General features: G+C 65.8%; 22 protein-coding genes and 1 pseudogene. 11 read left to right on the top strand and 12 right to left on the bottom strand.

What is annotated here, in order from left to right; all coding sequences use genetic code 11:
• Positions 1-84: 84 nt before the first annotated feature.
• The 4 genes from AC5RV3_RS06530 to AC5RV3_RS06515 form a co-directional block, all read right to left on the bottom strand.
• Positions 85-672 (bottom strand): hypothetical protein, encoded by a 588-nt coding sequence (locus AC5RV3_RS06530; protein WP_494121421.1) that lies wholly within the window; start codon positions 670-672, stop codon positions 85-87.
• An 86-nt stretch (positions 673-758) separates the two neighbouring features.
• Positions 759-920, bottom strand: a complete 162-nt coding sequence (locus AC5RV3_RS06525) for an antitoxin VbhA family protein (RefSeq protein WP_494121420.1) — start codon at positions 918-920, stop codon at positions 759-761.
• Positions 921-978: 58 nt separating this feature from the next.
• Positions 979-1,662 (bottom strand): Fic family protein, encoded by a 684-nt coding sequence (locus tag AC5RV3_RS06520; protein WP_494121513.1) that lies wholly within the window; start codon positions 1,660-1,662, stop codon positions 979-981.
• Positions 1,583-2,083 (bottom strand): Fic/DOC family N-terminal domain-containing protein, encoded by a 501-nt coding sequence (locus AC5RV3_RS06515; protein WP_494121419.1) that lies wholly within the window; start codon positions 2,081-2,083, stop codon positions 1,583-1,585. Before AC5RV3_RS06515 ends, AC5RV3_RS06520 begins: the two co-directional genes overlap by 80 nt.
• Before the next feature lie 709 nt (positions 2,084-2,792).
• On the opposite strand from AC5RV3_RS06515, the pseudogene AC5RV3_RS06510 reads away from it, so the two are divergent.
• Positions 2,793-3,224 (top strand): annotated as a pseudogene (locus AC5RV3_RS06510) (DUF7793 family protein); the annotation flags it as partial.
• Positions 3,225-3,527: 303 nt separating this feature from the next.
• Entirely contained in the window at positions 3,528-4,196 is a 669-nt protein-coding gene (locus AC5RV3_RS06505) for a hypothetical protein (RefSeq protein WP_494121520.1), read from the top strand.
• Between the two features lie 726 nt (positions 4,197-4,922).
• Here the strand turns inward: AC5RV3_RS06505 and AC5RV3_RS06500 are convergent.
• Positions 4,923-5,054, bottom strand: a complete 132-nt coding sequence (locus tag AC5RV3_RS06500; RefSeq protein ID WP_494121418.1) for a hypothetical protein — start codon at positions 5,052-5,054, stop codon at positions 4,923-4,925.
• A gap of 276 nt (positions 5,055-5,330) precedes the next feature.
• Between AC5RV3_RS06500 and AC5RV3_RS06495 the strand changes: the two genes are divergently transcribed.
• The 3 genes from AC5RV3_RS06495 to AC5RV3_RS06485 all read left to right on the top strand — a co-directional run bounded on the left by AC5RV3_RS06495 (position 5,331) and on the right by AC5RV3_RS06485 (position 7,350).
• The gene (locus tag AC5RV3_RS06495) at positions 5,331-5,927 is read left to right on the top strand and encodes a hypothetical protein (protein WP_494121417.1); all 597 of its coding nucleotides are present in this window, start codon (positions 5,331-5,333) and stop codon (positions 5,925-5,927) included.
• Positions 5,928-5,994: 67 nt separating this feature from the next.
• A complete protein-coding gene (locus AC5RV3_RS06490) occupies positions 5,995-6,693 on the top strand; it encodes a YcnI family copper-binding membrane protein (protein ID WP_494121416.1) in 699 nt (232 codons plus the stop codon).
• Between the two features lie 84 nt (positions 6,694-6,777).
• Positions 6,778-7,350 (top strand): copper resistance CopC family protein, encoded by a 573-nt coding sequence (locus AC5RV3_RS06485; RefSeq protein WP_494121415.1) that lies wholly within the window; start codon positions 6,778-6,780, stop codon positions 7,348-7,350.
• A 425-nt stretch (positions 7,351-7,775) separates the two neighbouring features.
• Here AC5RV3_RS06485 and AC5RV3_RS06480 read toward each other — a convergent pair whose 3' ends face one another.
• From AC5RV3_RS06480 to AC5RV3_RS06460, 5 genes are all read right to left on the bottom strand, one after another.
• The gene (locus tag AC5RV3_RS06480; protein ID WP_494121414.1) at positions 7,776-9,044 is read right to left on the bottom strand and encodes an MFS transporter; all 1,269 of its coding nucleotides are present in this window, start codon (positions 9,042-9,044) and stop codon (positions 7,776-7,778) included.
• A gap of 93 nt (positions 9,045-9,137) precedes the next feature.
• Positions 9,138-9,509, bottom strand: a complete 372-nt coding sequence (locus tag AC5RV3_RS06475) for a thioredoxin family protein (protein ID WP_494121413.1) — start codon at positions 9,507-9,509, stop codon at positions 9,138-9,140.
• A gap of 78 nt (positions 9,510-9,587) precedes the next feature.
• Positions 9,588-10,472, bottom strand: coding sequence for a sulfite exporter TauE/SafE family protein (locus AC5RV3_RS06470; protein ID WP_494121412.1), 885 nt, complete (start codon positions 10,470-10,472; stop codon positions 9,588-9,590).
• A 38-nt stretch (positions 10,473-10,510) separates the two neighbouring features.
• Positions 10,511-10,807: a rhodanese-like domain-containing protein gene (locus AC5RV3_RS06465; protein ID WP_494121411.1), complete on the bottom strand. Its 297-nt coding sequence runs from the start codon at positions 10,805-10,807 to the stop codon at positions 10,511-10,513.
• Positions 10,808-10,897: 90 nt separating this feature from the next.
• Complete coding sequence (locus tag AC5RV3_RS06460; RefSeq protein ID WP_494121410.1) at positions 10,898-11,491, bottom strand: rhodanese-like domain-containing protein; 594 nt, start codon at positions 11,489-11,491, stop codon at positions 10,898-10,900.
• Positions 11,492-11,618: 127 nt separating this feature from the next.
• Between AC5RV3_RS06460 and AC5RV3_RS06455 the strand changes: the two genes are divergently transcribed.
• The gene (locus AC5RV3_RS06455; RefSeq protein ID WP_494121409.1) at positions 11,619-11,876 is read left to right on the top strand and encodes a metal-sensitive transcriptional regulator; all 258 of its coding nucleotides are present in this window, start codon (positions 11,619-11,621) and stop codon (positions 11,874-11,876) included.
• A gap of 110 nt (positions 11,877-11,986) precedes the next feature.
• On the opposite strand, the gene AC5RV3_RS06450 is transcribed toward AC5RV3_RS06455, so the two are convergent.
• Positions 11,987-13,261, bottom strand: coding sequence for an MFS transporter (locus tag AC5RV3_RS06450; RefSeq protein ID WP_494121408.1), 1,275 nt, complete (start codon positions 13,259-13,261; stop codon positions 11,987-11,989).
• Between the two features lie 82 nt (positions 13,262-13,343).
• Positions 13,344-14,759 (bottom strand): MBL fold metallo-hydrolase, encoded by a 1,416-nt coding sequence (locus AC5RV3_RS06445; RefSeq protein WP_494121407.1) that lies wholly within the window; start codon positions 14,757-14,759, stop codon positions 13,344-13,346.
• Positions 14,760-14,935: 176 nt separating this feature from the next.
• Here AC5RV3_RS06445 and AC5RV3_RS06440 point away from each other — a divergent pair, with 176 nt between their 5' ends.
• The 5 genes from AC5RV3_RS06440 to AC5RV3_RS06420 all read left to right on the top strand — a co-directional run bounded on the left by AC5RV3_RS06440 (position 14,936) and on the right by AC5RV3_RS06420 (position 19,710).
• Positions 14,936-15,130, top strand: coding sequence for a DUF8730 family Cys-rich protein (locus tag AC5RV3_RS06440; RefSeq protein ID WP_494121406.1), 195 nt, complete (start codon positions 14,936-14,938; stop codon positions 15,128-15,130).
• A gap of 28 nt (positions 15,131-15,158) precedes the next feature.
• Positions 15,159-15,512: a DsrE family protein gene (locus tag AC5RV3_RS06435; RefSeq protein WP_494121405.1), complete on the top strand. Its 354-nt coding sequence runs from the start codon at positions 15,159-15,161 to the stop codon at positions 15,510-15,512.
• A 339-nt stretch (positions 15,513-15,851) separates the two neighbouring features.
• Positions 15,852-16,880, top strand: a complete 1,029-nt coding sequence (locus tag AC5RV3_RS06430; protein ID WP_494121404.1) for an extracellular solute-binding protein — start codon at positions 15,852-15,854, stop codon at positions 16,878-16,880.
• Entirely contained in the window at positions 16,877-18,565 is a 1,689-nt protein-coding gene (locus tag AC5RV3_RS06425) for an ABC transporter permease (RefSeq protein ID WP_494121403.1), read from the top strand. Before AC5RV3_RS06430 ends, AC5RV3_RS06425 begins: the two co-directional genes overlap by 4 nt.
• Entirely contained in the window at positions 18,562-19,710 is a 1,149-nt protein-coding gene (locus AC5RV3_RS06420) for an ABC transporter ATP-binding protein (protein WP_494121402.1), read from the top strand. The genes AC5RV3_RS06425 and AC5RV3_RS06420 overlap by 4 nt, the downstream gene beginning before the upstream one ends.
• Positions 19,711-19,713: the final 3 nt, after the last annotated feature.

Genomic DNA, 19,713 nt, shown 5'->3' with positions numbered 1-19,713 from the left:
AAAAACCCCCCCTTGAAGTGAGACGGGGCTGAGCAGAAAAAAGGGGTGCATAGCGCAGAGCCGCGCTATCACGGGCGGCATCCGTCATCCCAAATCCGCAGCTATCACGACGATCTGCAGGATGGTGACGGCCAGGAAGGGAGCCACGCCGAGCGTCAACGCCGTCCACCGCCACCACCGGCTTTCCGGCTGCTGCGTCATCCGTTGGACCAACGCCACGATTGTGACAAGTAGCGTCACGGGTAGATACATATCGGTCACCAATGTCCCAACCGATGGATGGACAGGGGCGTCGGAAAGAGTCATTGCAGCTTGGATAAGTGCCACCGTGAGCCAGATCGCCGGCAGGACAAGCAGCATCAAAAGTACGAGCGCCCAGGCCGGTACGACGGCGCGTCCGTTTCGGAAGTAGAGCGTGGCCAGGATCCCGAACAGCCCGAAGCCTGCCATAGTAGCTGCCCCCCACAGCGCAACGTCGCCTATTGCAGCACCGATCGTTTGGGAGTCTGTCCGGATGGCGTTCCCGGACAGATATGCGAACCGGTGCAAGAGGAGCACGTATGCAGGAACCAGCGCCAGACCGATCGCCGTTTTTGTCCAGATGGACGACAACCACCTCGGGGTAGGCGAGTGGTCCGCATGCAGCTGCCGAACCGAGACTTCATCCGCCATGAGACCCCTACCTTTTAGTTCAGATCATCCTACGAGAGGCTGGCAGCGAGGAGGACGGGGTCGAGGCGGCCACGCGGCCGCGTGCATCAGAGTGTCTTCGACTTCTCAATGAATTCGTGGAGCGTCATCCGGCCGTCGATGTATGAGTTGATGTCCTCGACGGTCTCGCGGTCAGGCTCCATGCCTTCCAGAGCCCAGCTGGCCATCGTGTCGATCGTCAGTTCGCGCTTCTGATCCTTCGTAAGCATTCCGGGCCTCCTTGTCTCCAATATCAATTCTGCCGACGTCAGTGACTGTATGTGGTTTTCAGCCGCGGCGGCGTTTGGCTCGTACGCCGAATGCATTGAGTGCGGCGAGGATCTCCGGCGCCTGCCAGATACGGTTCCGGCGGCCGGTGGTGCTCTGTGTGAGCACGCCGGCCTCGACCAGCCGGTCGACCGCGTTCTGCGCGGCGACCTCGCTGATGCTCAGCTCTGCCGCGGTGGTCCTGGTGTTCACGACCGGTTGGCGGAGCAGGTATCTCTTTACCAAGTGCACGGAGGAGTCGCTTCTGGCCACGACCCGGTGGTCCCAGCGTTTCGCGACAGTTTGGACGTCATCGACCAGCCGGCGGCCGTTCCGGATTGCAGCAAAAGACGCCTCTGCCACGGCGGTTACGATGGCGTCCGCTTTCCCTGCCCGGTACTCGGCCAGCGCGCGGAAGTAGGCGTTGGTGTCCTGTAAGAGTCCTGCCGACAAGGGCACAGTGATGTTGCGGGTCAAGCCGCCGTGGCGGAGCATGCCCTGGAGGAGTGCCCGTCCGGTCCGGCCGTTGCCGTCAGGGAAGGGGTGGATGGTCTCGAACTGCGCGTGCGCGATCGCCGCTTGGATGAGCACGGGCACGTCGGTGCGCCCGGCGAATGCGACCAGGTCAGCCATGAGGCTGGGAACACGGGTGTGGTGGGGCGGCACGAACGTTGCGGCGTGCGGCGAGGTGCTGCTGCCGCCGATCCATACCTGTTCGCTGCGCCAATGGCCAGTGTATTGCGGTGCCAGTGTCCCGCAGCAGCGCATCGTGCATCGCGATGATCGAGTTCCCATCCAGCCGGTCGGACAGCTCGATCGCAGCAGCCGTGGCGCGAACGTTCGCGACGACCAGGCGGGCGTCGTCCGACTTCGATTGGCCGATCTCCGCGAGGGCCACCTGCCTGGCGCTGGAGACGATGTTCTCTACCTCCGAACTGGAGGCGGATTCGCTGTGAAGCAGGATGGACGCGAGCGGGGCAGCGATCGTTCCGGCCTCGGCATCGAACCGGGCCAGTTCCTGGCTCGCATCATCAGCCAAGGCGATCGTCTCGGCGGGCAGTCCAACCTGCGCGTCGGCGATGGGCGGCGGAACGGTGGCCTGGTAATCACCGCGGGCCTGGAGCATATCCCGGCGGGAGACTACCTCGTCACCCGAGCAGGCCCAGTGCTCTATGGGCGTGGCACTCTATGGTTGTTGTCGGCTCGCTGCCGATGTGTAGCGCGGGCGTAGCGCTGCCCCGGACACTCCGCTACTTCTGCGCTACACGGTTCTGGGCTTGTTATGAGGGGACTCATGCAGGCAGTAGCGCTGTAGCGCTGGTTTGAAGAAAAAGATGTAAGGGAGCAGAAGCGCGCTACCACTGCTGCGCACTGCCGTCGTGCTGACAAAAGAGGTTCGACGATCTCTGCGCTACAGCGCTACGTGCGGGCGGAGGCCCGAAAACAGGCCAACATCGCGTAGCGATGCAGCGCTACGCATCAATAATGCAGCGCTACAGGTCGTCGAACCGTGCCGGGTGAGTCGGTCGGGTATCCGTTGGACAGAAGATGCCGGCGCCCATGGGTTGCATCTCTCGTAGTCCGCCTCCTGCCACGGGCTTTGGTCGCGGGGTGCTTACAGAATGAACCCCGTACCTGGGGCGACGTCGACCTTGTTCACTTACCCGTTGCCAGTGGCAGTTCCGAGCATGGAGGGCCTAGTTTCGCCGTCCATGTACGGGATTTAGCAAGAGGACTGACAGAAATACGATTTTAAGGGCTGGTGGTTAGTAAGTTTACTGATCGCTTGAGAGTTGGAGCATTCGGTTTCTAGGTCTACGCTTTACCCGTCCTTAATGAAACGTTTACCAAAATTTTCCCAAAGGCTACAGATGTCCACAGTATTTCCCTCAACAAAGCTGAAATACAGTCAGTCATCCTCGGGGTCGCGTGTCCTTTTTCGCCCCGAGATCCGATATTCAACTGATCGCGTCCTGTTCGTTCGGTGGCCCGCGAACGCTTCGATCACGGACTTCGACGCATTGGCAGCGATCTCACGGATAGAGGCGTTGGTAAGCGGTGAGCGAAGCCCGATGTTGGTCGATATGCGGGGGATGTGTGCTGCCAGTTCTGGCGCGTTGAGCAAGTTCGCAAAACATCTTTCGGTAACGCGCATGGCCCTAGTCGGAACTACCCCGGTCGAACAAACGATCGTGCAGTTCTTTCGCGTGGTTCACCAGCCGGCCTATCCGGTCTCCTATTTCTCCCAGGAATCAGAAGCGTTGGCATGGCTTGCCCGAACGCAATGCAGTCCCCGGGTTGCTAGCACCCCTCTTTTGAAGCGGCAAAAAAATGCTGCTTGGAATACGGTCTCGGAGCTCCCAGTGTTCACTGGGCGCCTTCGTTTCAGCAAAGGGCTCTCCGGGTCCCTGACGTCCTCGATAGAACCAAGGAGTACTCCTCGGGCCTCGCCTGTGCGGCGAGCCGCGGCGGAGGAACAGGAGTTGCAACCGCCGATCCAGGTCTCGCCGGAAACTCTGGGCGTGGTAACAAGGGCCTTCCGCGGCAAGACCCGCCCGAAGGCGTTTCCCATGGCACTTGCCATAACCGAGACGCTGAACCCGGCCGGAGTTACCGCATTTGTGGACCTGATCGGAGGATGCGCCGCAGCCGAGCGCGGCCTTATCGTGAGCCACCTGTACCGGCACTACCGCCGCTCTCCGGTCAAGCTGGCCCTGTGGATCACCACCGCACAGGATACGTACTTCCATGCACGTGCGCGAGTCGTTAACAGTGGCATACGGCGCGCCCGCGTGAATCCTGGAAAGATCATGTTGGCCCGTTTGACCGACCGCGACAGCGCGGGCCACAACGTCCGACAGGAAATCCGCGACGCCATCAGCCTGGTAAACGGACTCGTTCATTCTCCCTGGCCCGGACAAATCGGCATCGGCTCACAAAGAAACATCATCAGTGTTGGAGCCACGCTTGCCCGAGTGCTCGTCACGGAGGGAGACCAACACGGACTGGCCGGATGCTACCGCGAGTACACCGATGTCTACGACGCTCGCTACAGCATCGTAGAAGAAGGCACCGGAATCATCGATTTCATTCTGAAACATCCTGAAGCAACGGACCTCCCGTGCGAATACATCCGGGATGGAAAATCCGAGACTCCAGAAGCCCTTCTTAGCGCGGTAACTTCAACTTCCGAGTTCCTGCGGCATCTACAGCCGGTGGGAGCAGGAGAACGAAAGTGATCAACAAGCGCCAGCCCCAAGCACTAGTGACGCATGCTTTGGTCACGCACCCGTTATCGGCCTGACCTTCCGGCCGCAGTACCGTTGCCGGCACGGGGCCCGGTCCTGCTCAGGTCGTGCAACCTATCGGGGACTCAGGTAGCAAACGGGGGCTGTGCTGGGGGCGGCCCTAGCGCCTCCCAAGCTTAGGTAGGCGGCGGCCCCGCCTTCGGGGACGCAGGACCGTCGCGTGCAACATCGGTGCCAACCATCCCAGCCCGGATGATTCCGGACTTCAAGCGTCCGCAGCGGTGAGGTTGAGGTGGCCTGCACCTGCAGGCGCCAAAACTCGATCTCAACGATGTTGCCTTGCCCGGGCCCGGCAGGCAGCTTGGATTCCCACCAATTCCAACGGCTGAACCAGCGCACCGGCTCGGCCGCTACCGGCCAGAGCCGGCCCCGCCGGCGCACTGCCAGCGGCACGCCATGGGGGGTAAAACGAATTTCGACCGGCTCATTGAGCGTTCTCCGGTCTGGTTGTTCCTGTACCGCTGTCATTGGCTTTTGCCGTCCTGTCTCCCAAGCCGTGTTCCGTACCTGATCGTTTCGCCGCCGCACGGCGGACGCCGACAGCCAGGTCACCCGGCGAACCCCTGCGTCTGTCCAGGTGACGTGCACCGCCCGGGGCATCCAGCCGAACGCCTCGCCGGCGAGCAGTTCGGCCGTGCCCGGGAACCAGATCCACGCCTAGACCGGGACCCCGCGCACCACCCGGGTCACCTGGCAGTGCTCGAGATACAGTTCCTCCGCCGTCAGCGACGCCGGTTCGGCCCGCCTGCAGTAGCGGGCCGCCAGCTTCGCCAGGGCATCCCGAGCCATCCCTCAAAAAGACACATGTTCGATCAGTGAAGCGCCGGAACGGTAAACAGACCCCCTTGCCGTGTCGGCCACCTGTTGGGAGCGTGTCGGCGCGTTCGGGCCGTTGGAGGCGCCGCGAGCTGGAACAAAGGCGCGGAAAATAATCTCGCTGGCGGCTCAAAAACCGGGCAGGGCGAACTTCACGGATCGGTACGGGACCGGGGGGTTGGCCGGGATGTGGCCGTCTGCTTAGAATGGGCCCCGGTTCTACAGACGATAGAAAAGGGAGGGTCGGGGATGCGGGATCAGCATGTCCGCCTCCTGCGCGCGGCTGTGGTGTCGACCATCATCCTCGCCCTGTCCGCAGGGGCTCATGCGGTCGGGGGCGGAGCCCTGCCTCAGCCTGTGTTCATGTTCGGTTTGGCCTCGGTCACGATGCTGGCGGTGACGGCCGGGATCCGGCGGTCTCTGAACGTTCCGTCGCTGGTGGCCGTCTTGGCGTGCGGTCAGTTCGTGCTCCATCACGCCTTTGCGCTGTTGAGTACGGCAGGGTCCTGCGTCCCGGTGGCGGAGCACATGCATCATGCCGGCGGGCATGCAGCCGCCTCGTGTGTTGCCGGCCCAATGGTCGGCCACGAGCCGGTTTCGGGCGGGGTCGGGGCGGCGATGCTCGCGGCCCATGTGGCCGCGACGCTGGCGACCGCTGCGCTGGTGGCGCGCGGGGAGGAAGCGTTGGCAGCGACGGCCGCTTGGCTGCGGCTCTTGGTGACGCTGCCGGAACCGGTTGTATTCCCGGGCCTGGTCCGAATGGTGGTGCCGGAGCGCGGTTACCGGCTGATTGCGGCACCGTTCCTTGTTTCGCCGCCGCTGCGCGGACCTCCGGTCTTTCACTGATTCCCTCGTTTCCCGCAGTATTTTCGCGCAGGCGCGTTTAGCGCTGCGTTCAGTGAAAGGTCTTGTCATGAAAATCAAACGTACCCTCTTTGTCTCCGCAGCCACCGCCGGCCTGATGGGCGCAGGCCTGGCCTCAGCCAGTGCACACGTCACTGTTGACCCTGCCGATACCGTTGCCGGCGCGTTCACGGTCCTGACGTTCGCCGCGTCGCACGGTTGCGAAGGGTCGCCGACCACCGGCTTTACAATCAACATTCCGGACACGATCGCCGACGCCAAGCCCACGGTGTACACGGGCTGGGACGTGAAGAAGGTCAAGGAAAAGCTGCCCGAACCGGTCACCACCGCCGAGGGCACCACGATCACCGAACACATCGGCCAGATCGTGTACACAGCAAAGACGCCGCTGGAAGACGGCTACCGGATGGCCTTCGAGGTCCAGGTGCAAAACCCGGACAAGTCCGGCGAAACCCTGGCGTTCCCGGTGCTGCAGACCTGCGAGAAGGGCGAGACCGACTGGGCCGAACTGCCCGCCGATGGCCAGGACCCGCACGAACTCGCAGCCCCGGCCCCCACCTACACCCTGACCGCAGCCACGGGCGGTCACGGACACGATGACGGGGAGCCCGCACACGCGGAAAACACGCTAGTGCAGGCGGACAACACCGGCACCGCCGTCGCCGCGTACGTTGGCCTGGGCGCCGGAGTGCTGGGCCTGGGACTGGGCGGCCTCGCCCTAGCACGCACACGAAAGACGGCCAAGTAGCCTTTCGAACCCGACCCACACCGGGTCCTTCCGCGCCGGCCCGCCCGGCGCGGAAGGACCCTTCGCTTCACAAGGAAAAAACCTATGCCAAAACCACGCCGGAGACCCCTCAGGCAAACCCTGACCACCCTCTCACTCGCAGCGGCAGCGCTGCTCGCGCCCATCTCTGCCGCCTCCGCCCACGACATTCTCACCGACACCAACCCGCAAGCCGGGGAAACCGTTGAAGAGATGCCCGACGCCCTCGAACTGACCTTCAGCAACAACCCCCTTGCCCTGGGATCGGTCGTCGCAATCCAGGACGCCGACGGGCAGAACTGGGCCGTCGGCGAGGTCAACATCGTAGACAAAACGGTCACCCAGGCCATCAGCCCGGACGCTCCGGCCGGGCCCTACACCGTCACCTGGCGCGTTGTCTCGTCCGACTCCCACCCGATTGAGGGCACGTTCGAATTCACCGCGACGTCCGGCGGAGACGGCCAGGGGCCCGAACCTGCCGAATCATCGGCCGATCAAACGAACGACGCGGAAGCGGCTGCCGCCAACCCGGCAATCCCAACCGGCCCCATGGTTCTCGCCGCAGCCGCAATAATGGCCGTTGCAGCGGTCATCGCCTTCGTCGTGCGGCGAAAACTGCCCGGCAAACGATCCTCCTAGCCGTGCGGGGAACCGGCACCCCTGCCGGTTCCCCGCACTAGACAACCCACTTGGAGCTGTCGGATGTGCTGGATCCAGGAAAGCGGCTGGGGCCGGCCGCGAGGCAGCGGGTGGTGTTTCCGGGTTCGCGGCACCACAAGATCCTGCCTTGTACCGGTTCTTGGATATCCGGCTGCCCGCGGTACTGCACCGTGGGTGCCAGACCGTAGAAGCCGTATGGGCGGCGTGGATGCTGCAGACGACTCGCCGATCGCATCTAACTGTTAACGGCTGGTCAACGCTGCAGTTTCGAGCGGAAGTGTGGTCCGCAGCGGCCGTCCGGAGCCACGACGCCACAGCACTGGAGACGCACCCGAGAACACTCATCACCGGCGGCGTTCGGCACATGGGCGGGCGGTCTTCCGGGTTGCCCCAGCTTGGGTTTGTCAGCGGTGGGCTGAGGCCAGGCGCAGCAGGGCTATGGAGGCGGTGGCGACGAAGGCGGCTGCTACGGCGCTGATGCCGGGGTAGCCGATGATGCCCATGACCGGTCCGGCCATCGCGCTGCCCAGGGCGCCGGACAGGGACATGGTGGCGTCTGAGAAGCCTTGGGCGGGGACGCGCTGGGCCGGGGTCAGGGAGGAGACCAGCAGGGTGGACCCGGCGACGGTGGCCGCGGACCAGCCCAGTCCGAGCAAGATCAGCCCGGCGGTGACTGCGGCCATGTTCGAAGGCAGCAGCCCGGTCAGGGTGACTGCGGCGATCAGGGTTGCCATCCCGGCCATGACGGTCGTTGCGGCGCCGAGGCGGTCGGTTAGCCAGCCCATCAGCGGGGAGAGGGCGTACATGCCGGCGATGTGCAGTGAAATGGTGAAGCCGATCAGGGCGATCGTGTCCGGGTGTGCTGCGGAGTCGCCGGCGTGGTGCTGCATGTGCAGCGGGGTCATCGACATCACCGCGACCATGACGGCGTGGGCAGCTACCACGGCCACCACCGCGCCCCGGGCGGTGGGGTGTTCGCGGATGATCTGCCAGCCGGAGCGCCAGGGGTTGCGGTCCCGGGCAGCTGGCCGGGTGTCGTCTCCGTCGAGGGCACGCCGGGTCAGCAGCGGGTCCGGGCGCAGGAAGAGCCCAATGATGGCGGCGCCGACGAGCATCCCGGCTGCCGAGATCACAAACGGTCCGGCCTGGGCCGGGATGCCCAGCCAGCCGGCCAGCAGGGCGCCAGGACCGACCATGTTCGGTCCTGCAACCGCGCCGATGGTGATCGCCCAGACCACCAGTGAGAGGTCGCGCCCTCGCCGGGATGGCTCGGCCAGGTCGGTGACGGCGAAGCGTGCCTGCAAGTTGACGGTCGAGGCCAGCCCCACCAGGAACGCGCCCCCGAGCAGCACGGGGAAGAGCCCGGTCATGACGGCCCCGATCATCATCGCGGTACCGGCGATCGCGGCGGCGAGCCCCGTGGCCAGCGCGGTGCGGCGCCCCCGGGCCAGGGCCAGCTGGGAGAGCGGGATTGCCGTGGCGGCGGTGCCCAGGGTCAGGGCCGTGTTCACGGATCCGGCCCAAACCTCGGACCCGGACAGGTCCACGGCCAGGATTGAGCCCAAGGCCAGTGTGGCACCGGTGCCCAGCCCGGAGAAGATCTGGGCGGTGGCGAGGGTCCACACGATGCGGCGCTGGGCGGAGCGGATTGTTGAGGTGGTGGTGTTGTCCACGGTTTGGGCACCTTCCTAGGCGAAGGGACGGCAAGCGGTCCGGATCGCGGTGAAGGCGATCCGGACCAAGCAAATGTATCGGGCGGGCTGGCTTTAGGAAGGATCCGTGTTCTGCCGGTTGATCTCTGCGTGGACTTGGGCCATGTCGAGGTTCCGTACGGCGGTGATGACTTCTTCGAGTCCGGCCGCGGGCAGGGCACCGGGTTGGGAGAACACCAGGACGCCTTCGCGGAAGGCCATCAGGGTGGGGATGGAGGTGATTCCGGCTTCGGCTGACAGGGATTGTTCGGCTTCGGTGTCTACCTTGGCGAAGACGATGTCGGCGTGTTGTCCGGAGGCCGCTTCGTAGGTGGGGGCAAAGGCTCGGCAGGGCCCGCACCAGCTGGCCCAGAAGTCGACCAGGACGATGTCATTGTCCCGAATGGTGGCCGCGAAGTCCTGTCCGGTCGTGTTGATGGTGGCCATGAGGGTCTCCTTTAGGTTTGGTGATTCTTGATTGGTGGACTGGTGAACGCTATTTCGGGTGGCGTGGCGAGCGAAACGCTACCGGGCGGCAGGGGCCGGCTCGGCGGGTGCGCTGGTCTTCCGGAGCGGGCATTTCGGGGCCGCGAACCAGCAGACAACGGCGGCGACGGCTAGTGCGGCGGCCGCGATCGCGGTGGCGGCGCCGGCTGGTGCGGGCAGTTCCTGGACGAGGACGAAGACGCCCATGGCCAGGACGAAGATGCCGAAGCCTTGGCGCAGTGCGGTTTCGGGGATGCGGCCGGCGAGCCGGGAGCCGATGACGGATCCGATGATCGCGGCAGCGGTGACGGCGGCGACGAGGCCCCAGTCGAGGCTGACGGTGGTGAGGTAGCCGCCGAGTCCGGCGAAGGATTTCAGGGTGATGACGACCAGGGAGGTTCCGACGGCGACGGGCATGGGGAGGCCGCCGAGCAGGGCCAGGGCGGGGACGACGAGGAATCCGCCGCCGGCGCCGACGAGTCCGGTGACCAGGCCGACGACCAGACCTTCGGCGATGATTTTGGGGACGGGCAGCCTGTTGTTGCCGGTGGTGGTTTTGTTTTTGCGGCCGCGGATCATGGCGACGGAGGTCGCGACCATCATCAGGGCGAAGGCGATCATGAGGATGGTGCCGGGGATATGGCCGCCGAGCAGGCCGCCGGCGAAGGCTCCGGCCATGGCGGCGGCGCCGAAGACCAGTCCGGTGCGCCATTGGACGCGGCCTTTGCGGGCGTGGTCGATCGTGCTGAAGGCGGAGGTGGCCCCGACGACGAAGAGGGAGGCTGCGATGGCTTCCTTGGGATCGAGCCCTGCGACGTAGGTGAGGATGGGGACGGTGAGGATGGATCCTCCGCCGCCGAGCAGGCCGAGGGAGAGTCCGATGACAACTGAGAGCAGCAGGGTGGCCGCGAGGGCGACGGTCATGTGGTCTGTCCTTGTGGGTCAGGGGCGTGGGCCGGGTTTTAGCGGGTGGGCAGTCCGGCGCGCTGCCAGGCGGTCATGCCGCCGGTCATGGTGTCTGCCGTGTAGCCGGCGGCGTTGAGTGCGTCGGCCACCCAAGCGCTGCGGTTGCCGCTGCGGCAAACGACGATGATGGCCCGTTCCCGGTCCAGTTCGCCGATGCGGATGTTGAGTTGGTCCATGGGGATGCGCAGGGCTTCGGGAATCATGCCTTCAGCGGTTTCGAAGTCTTCGCGGACGTCGAGGATTTGGTCGCGGGTGCGGCGGGTGTTGGTGTCCTGGACGGTGGTCTCGGCCATGGCGCTCCTCCTTGGGGGTGTCTGTGGGTGGGTTCGGGTGGGTGGTTCCCGCCCGGTTTGGGGCCCGGGCGGGAACCGGTCTGAGAGGGGTCAGGCGCCGCTGTTGGGCAGCTGCCCGATGGCCTTGTCGGCGGTGGGCTCGGCCGCGGTCTTGTTCCACGGCATTTTGGACAGGGCCTTGCCCATGGCGCAGGTGTTGGTTGCCGCGGAGAAGGTCAGGCCGGTGCCGATGGCTCCGGCTAGCATCCGCAGCCGGGGCGAGACGAATTTGCCCGCGAGCAAACCGCCGACCACGAGGGTTCCGGCGGCCAGGCGGACCTGGCGTTCGAGGTCCCAGCGCCGGGCGCCGCGGACCACGTCGCCGCCGGCGGCAGCGAAGCCGGGAACACCGCCGGTGAGCACGCTGGCGGTTTCGATCCCGGCGGTGCCCAGGCGCTGGCGGGCCTGTTCGGCACGGACGCCGGACTGGCAGACCAGTACCACCTGGGCGCCCAGGCGCTCGGCGAGGTCATCGGTGTGCTCGGACAGTAAGGGCAGCGGCACGTTGTAGGAGCCGCGGATGTGCATGGTCTCGAATTCGGCGGCGGAGCGCACGTCGATCACGATCAGGTCTTCGTGCTTGTCGATCCAATCACGCAGGGTCTGCGGCTCCACGGTGGTGACGGTTTGAGTTTCGGAAGCCATGGGGGCTGTTCCTTCCGGTCGGGGGATGTTGCGTTAAGAGTCTGCCATATACCCCCGGGGGTATGCAAAACACCCTTGGGGGTATAGGATGGGGAAAGACTTCCAGCCGTTCCAGAGGAGACCTTCGATGCAACTTGACACCGCCGAACTCACCCCGGTCATCAACCGGCTCAAGCGCGCCCAGGGCCAGCTGGCCGCGGTGACCCGCATGCTGGAGGAGGGGCGGGACTGCAAGGACGTGGTGACCCAGCTCGCCGCCGTCTCGAAGGCACTGGACCGCGCCGGCTTCGCGATCATCTCCTCCGGACTGGAACAGTGCATGGTCAAGGGGGACAACTCCCTGGATAAGAAGGATTTGGAAAAACTCTTCCTCTCCCTGGCCTGACCCTGAGCCGGCACGCCGGCAGGACCGGGAAAGGCGGCCCCGCGCAGTGGACTGCGCCGGGCCGCCTTTTTGCGTGGCTCAACCTTCATGGTGTGCGTGGTGCGCCGGGGCTACCCGGTCCGGGGAGGAAGCGTTTCATACATCCTCACAGCGATGACGGCGGCGGTGGCGGCGCTGAGGGCTGCAGCTGCCCAGACGGCGGCGTGCAGTCCCAGCAAGTCGGCGGTGATGCCGCCGAGGACGGCGCCTGCGCCGTAGCCGAGGTCGCGCCAGACCCGGTAGATGCCCACGGCCCTGCCGCGCCAAGCGGGATGGGCGACGTCCCCGACCACTGCCAGCAGGGTGGGGTAGACCAAGGCGGTGCCCGCCCCCAACAGGACGGTTCCGGCGGCCCAGCCACTGAAGCCGCTCGAGGCCGCGATGACTGCCAGGGCGGCAGCCTGGGTGGCCATGCCTGCGGTAATCAGGTGTTTGCGCCCGATCCGGTCGGATAGTGCGCCCGTGACGAGCTGGGCCGCTCCCCAGACGCCGGGGTAGAGCGCGAACAGCAGGCCGATCTGTTCCATGGGCAGGCCGGCGGTGGCGAAGAGGAGTGGGAACAGGCCCCAGGAGAGGCCGAAATTAATGTTGTTGACGAGCCCGCCTACGCTGGCCGATGACAGGGCGGGTTCGCGCAAGCTGGTCTGCCTCACGATCTGCCGGTTGGACAGGTCCTCGTGGAGGTGGTCGTGGATCCCGTCGGCGCGCGGGGTATGGGTCCGGGATTCGGAGCGTGCATGGCCGGCCGTTTCCCGGACGAGCACCCCGGAGATCAGCAGCGCCAGCGCGGTGTAGAAAAGGCCCAACAGGAACGGGGTCGGGCGCAGCCCGTACTGCCCCGCCAAATAGCCAGCCAGAAGCGAGGAGGCGGCGACGGCGCCATAGCCTGCCGCCTCGTTCAGTCCCATGGCCAGACCCCGCTGCCGCGGGCCGACGAGGTCGATTTTCATCACGACCGTCGTGGACCAGGTCAGGCCCTGGTTGATGCCCAGCAACACGTTGGCCGCAATGACCCAGCCCCAGTCGGGAGCGAGGATGAGCATCAGCGGCACCGGTGCTGCGAAGAGCCAGCCGCCCAGCAGTACCGGCTTGCGTCCGAAGCGGTCCGAGAGCGTGCCGGCAAAGTAGTTGGCGACCGCCTTGGTCACGCCGAAGGCCGCCACGTAGGTGAAGATGAAGGTGAAGCCCGTCAGCCCGAACTCCAGCGTGGCCAGCAGCGGCAGCACGGTTTGCTGCTGGCCGACCATGCCGCCGACGAGCGCGTTCACGGCAACCAGCAGGGCGAACTGGGCCGCGTTGGCCCGCAGGCCCAGGACGGGCGCAGGAATCGTGGGATGTCCGGGCATGGCGTGCCTTCCATGGACGAGATGATCGTTACACCGGACGGGGCCCACACCTTCGTGCGGGCCCCGTCCGTTTCTTGCAGGTTCAGGGTTGGCGGACGTCTGCGCTTTCCCGGGAGTTCTTCCAGTTTTCCCACCCCGCGTAGCTGCCGGCGAGTTCGACGACGTCATAGCCTGCGCGGCGCAGGGTGCTGGCCGCGACGGAGTTGCGGACCCCGCTCTGACAGTAAGTCACTATGGGACCCTGGGCCGGGAGCTTGTCCAGATTCCACAGCACCCGCCCGGCGCTGAGCTGGTCGGAGCCGGGAATGTGTCCGGCGGCGTGCTCGGTCTTGTTCCGCACATCCAGGACCAAGGCGGCATCGAAGTCCTCCAAGTCCTCAGGCCGGACCAGGGCCGGCACAACCACAGGCAACCCCGCCAGACTCGGGGTGTAGCCCGCGACCCGGTCGATGCCAACCCGGATCAGGTGGTCCCACATCTGCAGCGCAGCCTCCTGATCTGAGGCAAGCAGGACCAGTGGACGGCTGTCCGTTTCCGGATTGTAGGCCCAGGCGCCGAAGCTGGCTGCCTTGTTGCCGGCCGGGATGTTCAGGGCCCCGGCCACCGTCCCCTCGTGCACCTGTGCATTGGGGCGGGTGTCCACGAAGGTCACCTTGTCGGCGGCAAGGTCCCGCGCGATCGCCTCGTTGCCGAGTTCGGGCAATTCGCCCCGCTCGCCCAGCACGTCCGGTCCGAGCCGGTTCTGCCGCTTCATCCGCCCGAAGTAGGCATGGGCATCGGGCTGGCCGTCGAGAAGTTCATCGATGAAGCCCTGCTCGTCATTGGCCTCCAGATACTTGCCCCACCAGGCGTACAGGCGCTCGTACCCAACCGTAGTGGACGGGATCGCACCCAACGCCTTGCCGCACGCACTGCCGGAACCGTGCCCCGGGTAGACCTGCACATGGTCGGGCAGAGTCAGGAACTTGTCCCGGAGGCTCGCGAACAGCTGCTTCGCGCCCTCGAAACGGGTGTCGACACCGCCGGCCGCCTCGTCCAGCAGGTCAGGCCGGCCGAGGTCGCCCGAGAAGACGAAGTCCCCGGAGAGCAGGTAGCCGGGCTTTTCGCTGAAGGCGCCGTCGGTGACCAAGAAGGACAGGTGCTCAGGGGTGTGGCCCGGGGTGTGCAGGGCCTGGACCCTGATGTTCCCGATCGAGATGGCGTCGCCGTCGTGCAGCCGGTTGGCTTCAAAGCCGTACTGCCACTCCGGTCCGCCTTCGCCGGACACATACATTGCCGCGCCGGTCGCGGCAGCCAGTTCGCGGGTGCCCGAGAGGTAGTCGGCATGGATGTGAGTTTCGGTAACGGCCACGATCTTCATGCCGTTCGCCGCCGCCAGCCGGCGGTAGGGATCGATGTCGCGGCGGGCGTCGACCACCACGGCCTCGCCCTTGCTCTGACAACCGATGAAGTAGCTCGCCTGGGCAAGGTCCTCGTCATAAATACGTTCGAGCAGCATGTGCTTCTCCCTTCCTTATACCCCCGGGGGTATTACGTGTCCGTGCCCCACGATAATACCCGCCGGGGTATCAACGCAAGTCGTCCCCGAGTTGGTAAGATACCCCAAGGGGTATGCAAACTTTGCGGTAGGTTCAGGTCCCTGCACCTACCCGATATACCGAGAAGGAGGCCAGTATGTGCCGAGTGGCCACGTGCCAGAAATGCGGGAAAGCCACCTGGGCCGGATGCGGCAACCATGTGGACCAAGTCATGAAAAACGTTCCGCAGTCCCGCCGCTGCACCTGTTCCGGCCCGGCTGGGCAGCGTCCGCCGTCCGGTCCGGGCTGGAGTTCGATCTTCGGCCGGATCAAAGAATTGCTGGGTCGCTGACCGGGGGACGCGTGTTAAGGTGGCCGGCATGCAGAACGCTGTGTTAATCCTCCACCTCGCGGGCCCGGGAGAGGCACCCTTCCCCGATCTCGGCGCGGCGCTGCGCATAGCGCGCAATGCCCGGGCGGAGCTTCCCGCCGCGGAGATCGAACTCGTCGTGCAAGGCCCGGCCGTCGCCCAGCTGGCCACAGGCGATTCCTCCGCGGCAGAGGCCTCCGCCCTCGCGGCGGAAGACGATACGGCCGTCACCGTCTGCAGGAACAGCATGCGTTCGGCAGGCATCGACGAAACCTCCCTCGCCGAGGGCATAACCATGGTCCCCGCAGCCGTCGCCCACCTCGCCCGCCGCCAGTTAGACGGCGCCGCCTACATCCGCATTTGACAGCGCCCCACTCGATCCTCCCGCAGGGCGCCCACAGACGTAGGCGAACTCAGTCGTACGCCACTCAATCGCCGGTGATTCGTGCTGATTTCGGAGCAGCTCCGGGCCTCTTGGGGACCGGGCCCCTCCTGCGACCCGATGTCCTGGTGGATGTACTGCCCCCGCTGGTAGGCAACATGTCGATCCGCTGACGGCGTGGTCCGCAGTAAACCATGCAACGGGATTACGTAATGAGAATGTTGCCTATTCTCGCGCCCTAAGACACAATGTCTGAGGCAAGGTAAGCCTTGCCTACCTTCGTTGCGCGGTGGTTGCCGCTTTCCTCAGGAGTGCCTCTTCATGCATCGACCCAAGCTTTATGCTCTTTGCGTCGCGTCGACGGTGTCCGCGTTGGCACTTTCCGGCTGCGGCGTCATGGGTATCGGTAAGCCTCCTGCCGATCTGCAGATCTATTCGGCGCGGCACTATGACCTGGAGGGCGCTTTCGCTGACTTTACCGATGAAACGGGTATCTCGGTGGAATTCATTACCGGTGACGACGCGGAGCTGCTGGAGCGGCTGAAGGCGGAGGGCAGCGATACTCCCTCTGATGTTTTCATGACTGTGGATGCCGGCAATCTTTGGAACGCTGCCCGCCAGGACGTGCTTGCGCCGGTCCGTTCGGAGGAGCTGGAGAAGGCGGTCCCGGAAGACCTGCGCGATCCCGAGGGGCAATGGTTCGGTCTGGCAATGCGGGCCAGGACCTTGACCTATAACCCCGACAATGTTGATGCCGGCGACTTTGATGCCCAGGACACCTATGCAGGCCTGGCAGATCCGCAGTGGAAGGGCCGGCTGTGCATGCGGGATGCCACCTCTTCCTACACGCAGTCCCTGGTCGCCAGCCTGATCGACCTGCACGGGCGGGAGAAAGCCCTGGAGATCGTGAAGGGGTGGGTGGCCAACGAAGTGGACATCATGAGCAACGACGTGCTGCTGCTGGAAGCGATCGACGCCGGGGCCTGTGACGTGGGCATCACCAACCATTACTACCTCGCCCGGACCTTGGAGGAGAACCCCAACTTCTCCGTCGACCTGTTCTGGGCCAGCCAGGAGGGCGCCGGCGCGCATGTGAACATCTCCGGCGCCGGCGTGGTCGCAAACTCGGACAATGCGGCGGACGCGCAGCGGCTCATCGAATGGCTGGCCACGACCGGGCAGAACGCCTTTGTGGACGCGAACCACGAGTTCCCGGTCAACCCGTCGGTCAAGCCGGAGCCGGTGATTGCAGGGTTCGGTGAGTTTAGCCGCATGCCGCTGAATGCAGAGGCCTACGGAGACCTCAACGCAGAGGCTACCGAGGTCCTGGCCGAGGCCGGCTACAAGTGAGTCAGCCGCGGGTCCTGGCACCTGCCGCGGTTCCCGGACAGCGCAGGCGCCGGATGGCCGGGGGCGGCCGTCCCTTGTGGTCGGCGGCCGTGGTGGCCGTTGCCGCGCTGGTGGCCGCCCCGGTCGTCGCGGTGCTTGTGGACGGGCTGGGGAGCCTGGGGCATGCAACCGTGCCGCGCGACCTCGGCGCGATGGTCTTGTCCACCCTTGCGCTGATGGCCGGCGTCGGCGCCTGCACCCTCCTGATTGGTGGCGGGCTGGCATGGCTGGTCACCGCCTTCAATTTCCCCTTCCGGAGAATGCTGGTGTGGGCGCTGGTGCTGCCGCTGGCCATGCCGGCGTACATCCTGGGCTTCGTGTTCCTTTCCACCTTCGACGTTGGCGGTCCGGTGCAGGCCGTGCTGCGTTCGGTGCTGGGGCCGGGGGCATGGCTGCCAGAGGTACGGTCCCTGCCCGCCGCCGTCGTGGTCATGTCGCTGACGCTCTACCCGTACGTCTATCTCCTTGCGCGGGCGGCCTTGGCCGAACAGGGCACAGCAACCTACGACGCCGCCCGCACCTTGGGGGCCAGCCGGACGCGGGCGCTGTGGCGGGTGGTCGCGCCTATGGCCAGGCCGTCGCTGGCCGCGGCCCTGGCCCTGGTCATGATGGAAACGCTGACCGACTTCGCCACCGTCCAGTATTTCAACGTGCAGACGGTCTCCGTGGGGGTTTACCTGGTGTGGAAAGGCAGCTTCGACTTCCACGCCGCCACCCAGCTTTCGGTGCTGGTACTGCTGTTCGCGGTAGCGGTGCTTGCCGGGGAACGCCTGCTCCGGGGGCGGTCCCGTTTCCACCAGAAAAACAGTCGTGGCGCTGGCGTGCAGCCCCGGCAGCTTACCGGCTGGAGGGGATGGGCCGCCGCAGTTGCAGGCCTGGCCGTGTTCGGGGCCGGGTTCGTCCTGCCCGTGGCGCAGCTGGCCGGTTGGGCTGCCGGGGAGGCCTTCGGCGGTGCGGAGACCTTACTGGATCCGCGGTTTGCGGAGTATTTGGCCAACAGCATCGCGGTTGCCACGATCGTCGCACTGCTGTGCGCCGCGCTGGCGCTGCTCATCGGGCACAGCCTGCGCTTGGGTGGTGGCGCGCTGGTCACGTCTGCCGCGCAGGTAACGACCTTCGGGTATGCAGTTCCGGGCGCGGTGATAGGTATCGGCGTGCTGATCGCGTTCGCCCGATTCGATGAATTGCTCGAAACGGCAGGGGTCCCGGGCGGCACCGGCCTGCTGGTTACCGGGTCCGTGGCCGGGATCCTCTTCGCCTACGTGGTGCGCTTCCTCGCGCCCGCGTACCAAGCGGTCGACGCGAGCTTTGCCAAGATCCCGCCATCGCTGACTTCCTCCGCGCTGAGCCTTGGCGCCACGCCGCGAAGGCTGCTGATGCACGTCCACCTGCCGCTGGCCCGCCGGGGGTCCGCCGTCGCGTTGATTCTGGTGGCCATCGACGCTGTCAAGGAACTGCCGATCGTGCTCCTGCTGCGGCCCTTTGGGTTCACGACGGTGTCCGTCTGGGTCTACGAGTTGGCCCGCGAAAATTTTTGGGAGAAGGCGGCGCTGCCGGCACTGGGCATCATTGCGGTGGCCGTGATCCCGGTGTATTTCCTGTTTAGGCGGACGGCCGGGCTCCGGAGCGAGGCGATGGCACCGTGACGTCCACTCTTGGCCCCCGTTCCCTGCCCCCTGCACTGGAACTGGACGGTGTGGGCAAGCGCTACGGCAAGGTGGCCGCCGCGACTGCCCTGGAACTGAAGGTTGCCGCGGGCGAGCTGGTCACTGTCATCGGCCCGTCCGGATGCGGGAAATCGACCATGCTCCGGCTCATTGCCGGACTGGAGCGGCCAGACGCGGGAAGCATCACCATCGCCGGCGAGACCGTCGCGGACCGGCGGCGGTTCCAGCAGCCGGAACACCGCCGGGTGGGACTGGTGTTCCAGGACCACGCCCTGTTCCCGAACCTGACCGTCCGGAAAAACGTGGCCTTCGGGCTGAACCGGATGGCCGCCCGGGAACGGGAAAAGCGCGTCGCCGAGGTGCTCGAACTCGTACGGCTCGGGCACCTGGCCTCCCGCTATCCGCACGAGTTGTCCGGCGGTGAGCAACAGCGGGTCGCCCTGGCGCGCGCCTTGGCCCCGCGACCCGCCGTCGTCCTGCTGGACGAACCCTTCTCCAGTCTGGACGAAACGCTGCGGGGTCGGGTTCGCGCAGACGTTGTCGCAGTCCTCCGGGAAACCGGTACCACCGGCCTGCTGATAACCCACGACCAGACCGAAGCGCTGTCGGTCGGTGACCGCGTGGCAGTGATGCGCGACGGCGTCATGGAGCAGGTCGATACACCTGAGAAGGTCTTCGAACGGCCGTCCACCCGTTTTGTGGCCTCCTTCATGGGGGACGCCGATTTTCTTCCCGCACATGTCCACAACGCGTTGCTGACCTGCGAAATCGGGGTCGTCTCCACGGTGCCGGGCTGGGCGAACTGTGACGCGGACGTGGACGTGGTGCTCCGGCCGCATGAAGTGTCGCTGTCGCCGGACCCTGCAGCCCAGGCCAGGGTGGTGTCCCTGGAATACAGGGGCGCTTTCCTGCTGCACCATATCCGCCTGGCCTCGGGCCGTACCGTGCGGTCCTGGCAGCCGCACCAGGTGCGCTATGCCCCCGGCACTGCCGTCAGCGTGGCCGTCGCAGCCGGAACACACCCGACCCTGCTGATCGGCGACCGTGCCGTCACGGAACCGCCCGCATCCGCTGTCGGCTCCGCGACGCCGCTACCGTCCCCCATAGCTACACCAATGAGGTAATTC

The sequence above is a fragment of the Arthrobacter sp. Y3221114 genome, assembly GCF_059092625.1.
This window is presented reverse-complemented; position numbering and strand designations above follow the sequence as displayed.

Excerpts from the sequence above, each read along its gene's own strand:
- AC5RV3_RS06530 (WP_494121421.1), bottom strand. The coding sequence starts at position 672 with ATGGCGGATGAAGTCTCGGTTCGGCAGCTGCATGCGGACCACTCGCCT.
- AC5RV3_RS06525 (WP_494121420.1), bottom strand. The coding sequence starts at position 920 with ATGCTTACGAAGGATCAGAAGCGCGAACTGACGATCGACACGATGGCC.
- AC5RV3_RS06515 (WP_494121419.1), bottom strand. The coding sequence starts at position 2,083 with ATGCTCCAGGCCCGCGGTGATTACCAGGCCACCGTTCCGCCGCCCATC.
- AC5RV3_RS06505 (WP_494121520.1), top strand. The coding sequence starts at position 3,528 with ATGGCACTTGCCATAACCGAGACGCTGAACCCGGCCGGAGTTACCGCA.
- AC5RV3_RS06500 (WP_494121418.1), bottom strand. The coding sequence starts at position 5,054 with ATGGCTCGGGATGCCCTGGCGAAGCTGGCGGCCCGCTACTGCAGGCGG.
- AC5RV3_RS06495 (WP_494121417.1), top strand. The coding sequence starts at position 5,331 with ATGCGGGATCAGCATGTCCGCCTCCTGCGCGCGGCTGTGGTGTCGACC.
- AC5RV3_RS06490 (WP_494121416.1), top strand. The coding sequence starts at position 5,995 with ATGAAAATCAAACGTACCCTCTTTGTCTCCGCAGCCACCGCCGGCCTG.
- AC5RV3_RS06485 (WP_494121415.1), top strand. The coding sequence starts at position 6,778 with ATGCCAAAACCACGCCGGAGACCCCTCAGGCAAACCCTGACCACCCTC.
- AC5RV3_RS06475 (WP_494121413.1), bottom strand. The coding sequence starts at position 9,509 with ATGGCCACCATCAACACGACCGGACAGGACTTCGCGGCCACCATTCGG.
- AC5RV3_RS06470 (WP_494121412.1), bottom strand. The coding sequence starts at position 10,472 with ATGACCGTCGCCCTCGCGGCCACCCTGCTGCTCTCAGTTGTCATCGGA.
- AC5RV3_RS06465 (WP_494121411.1), bottom strand. The coding sequence starts at position 10,807 with ATGGCCGAGACCACCGTCCAGGACACCAACACCCGCCGCACCCGCGAC.
- AC5RV3_RS06460 (WP_494121410.1), bottom strand. The coding sequence starts at position 11,491 with ATGGCTTCCGAAACTCAAACCGTCACCACCGTGGAGCCGCAGACCCTG.
- AC5RV3_RS06455 (WP_494121409.1), top strand. The coding sequence starts at position 11,619 with ATGCAACTTGACACCGCCGAACTCACCCCGGTCATCAACCGGCTCAAG.
- AC5RV3_RS06450 (WP_494121408.1), bottom strand. The coding sequence starts at position 13,261 with ATGCCCGGACATCCCACGATTCCTGCGCCCGTCCTGGGCCTGCGGGCC.
- AC5RV3_RS06445 (WP_494121407.1), bottom strand. The coding sequence starts at position 14,759 with ATGCTGCTCGAACGTATTTATGACGAGGACCTTGCCCAGGCGAGCTAC.
- AC5RV3_RS06440 (WP_494121406.1), top strand. The coding sequence starts at position 14,936 with ATGTGCCGAGTGGCCACGTGCCAGAAATGCGGGAAAGCCACCTGGGCC.
- AC5RV3_RS06435 (WP_494121405.1), top strand. The coding sequence starts at position 15,159 with ATGCAGAACGCTGTGTTAATCCTCCACCTCGCGGGCCCGGGAGAGGCA.
- AC5RV3_RS06430 (WP_494121404.1), top strand. The coding sequence starts at position 15,852 with ATGCATCGACCCAAGCTTTATGCTCTTTGCGTCGCGTCGACGGTGTCC.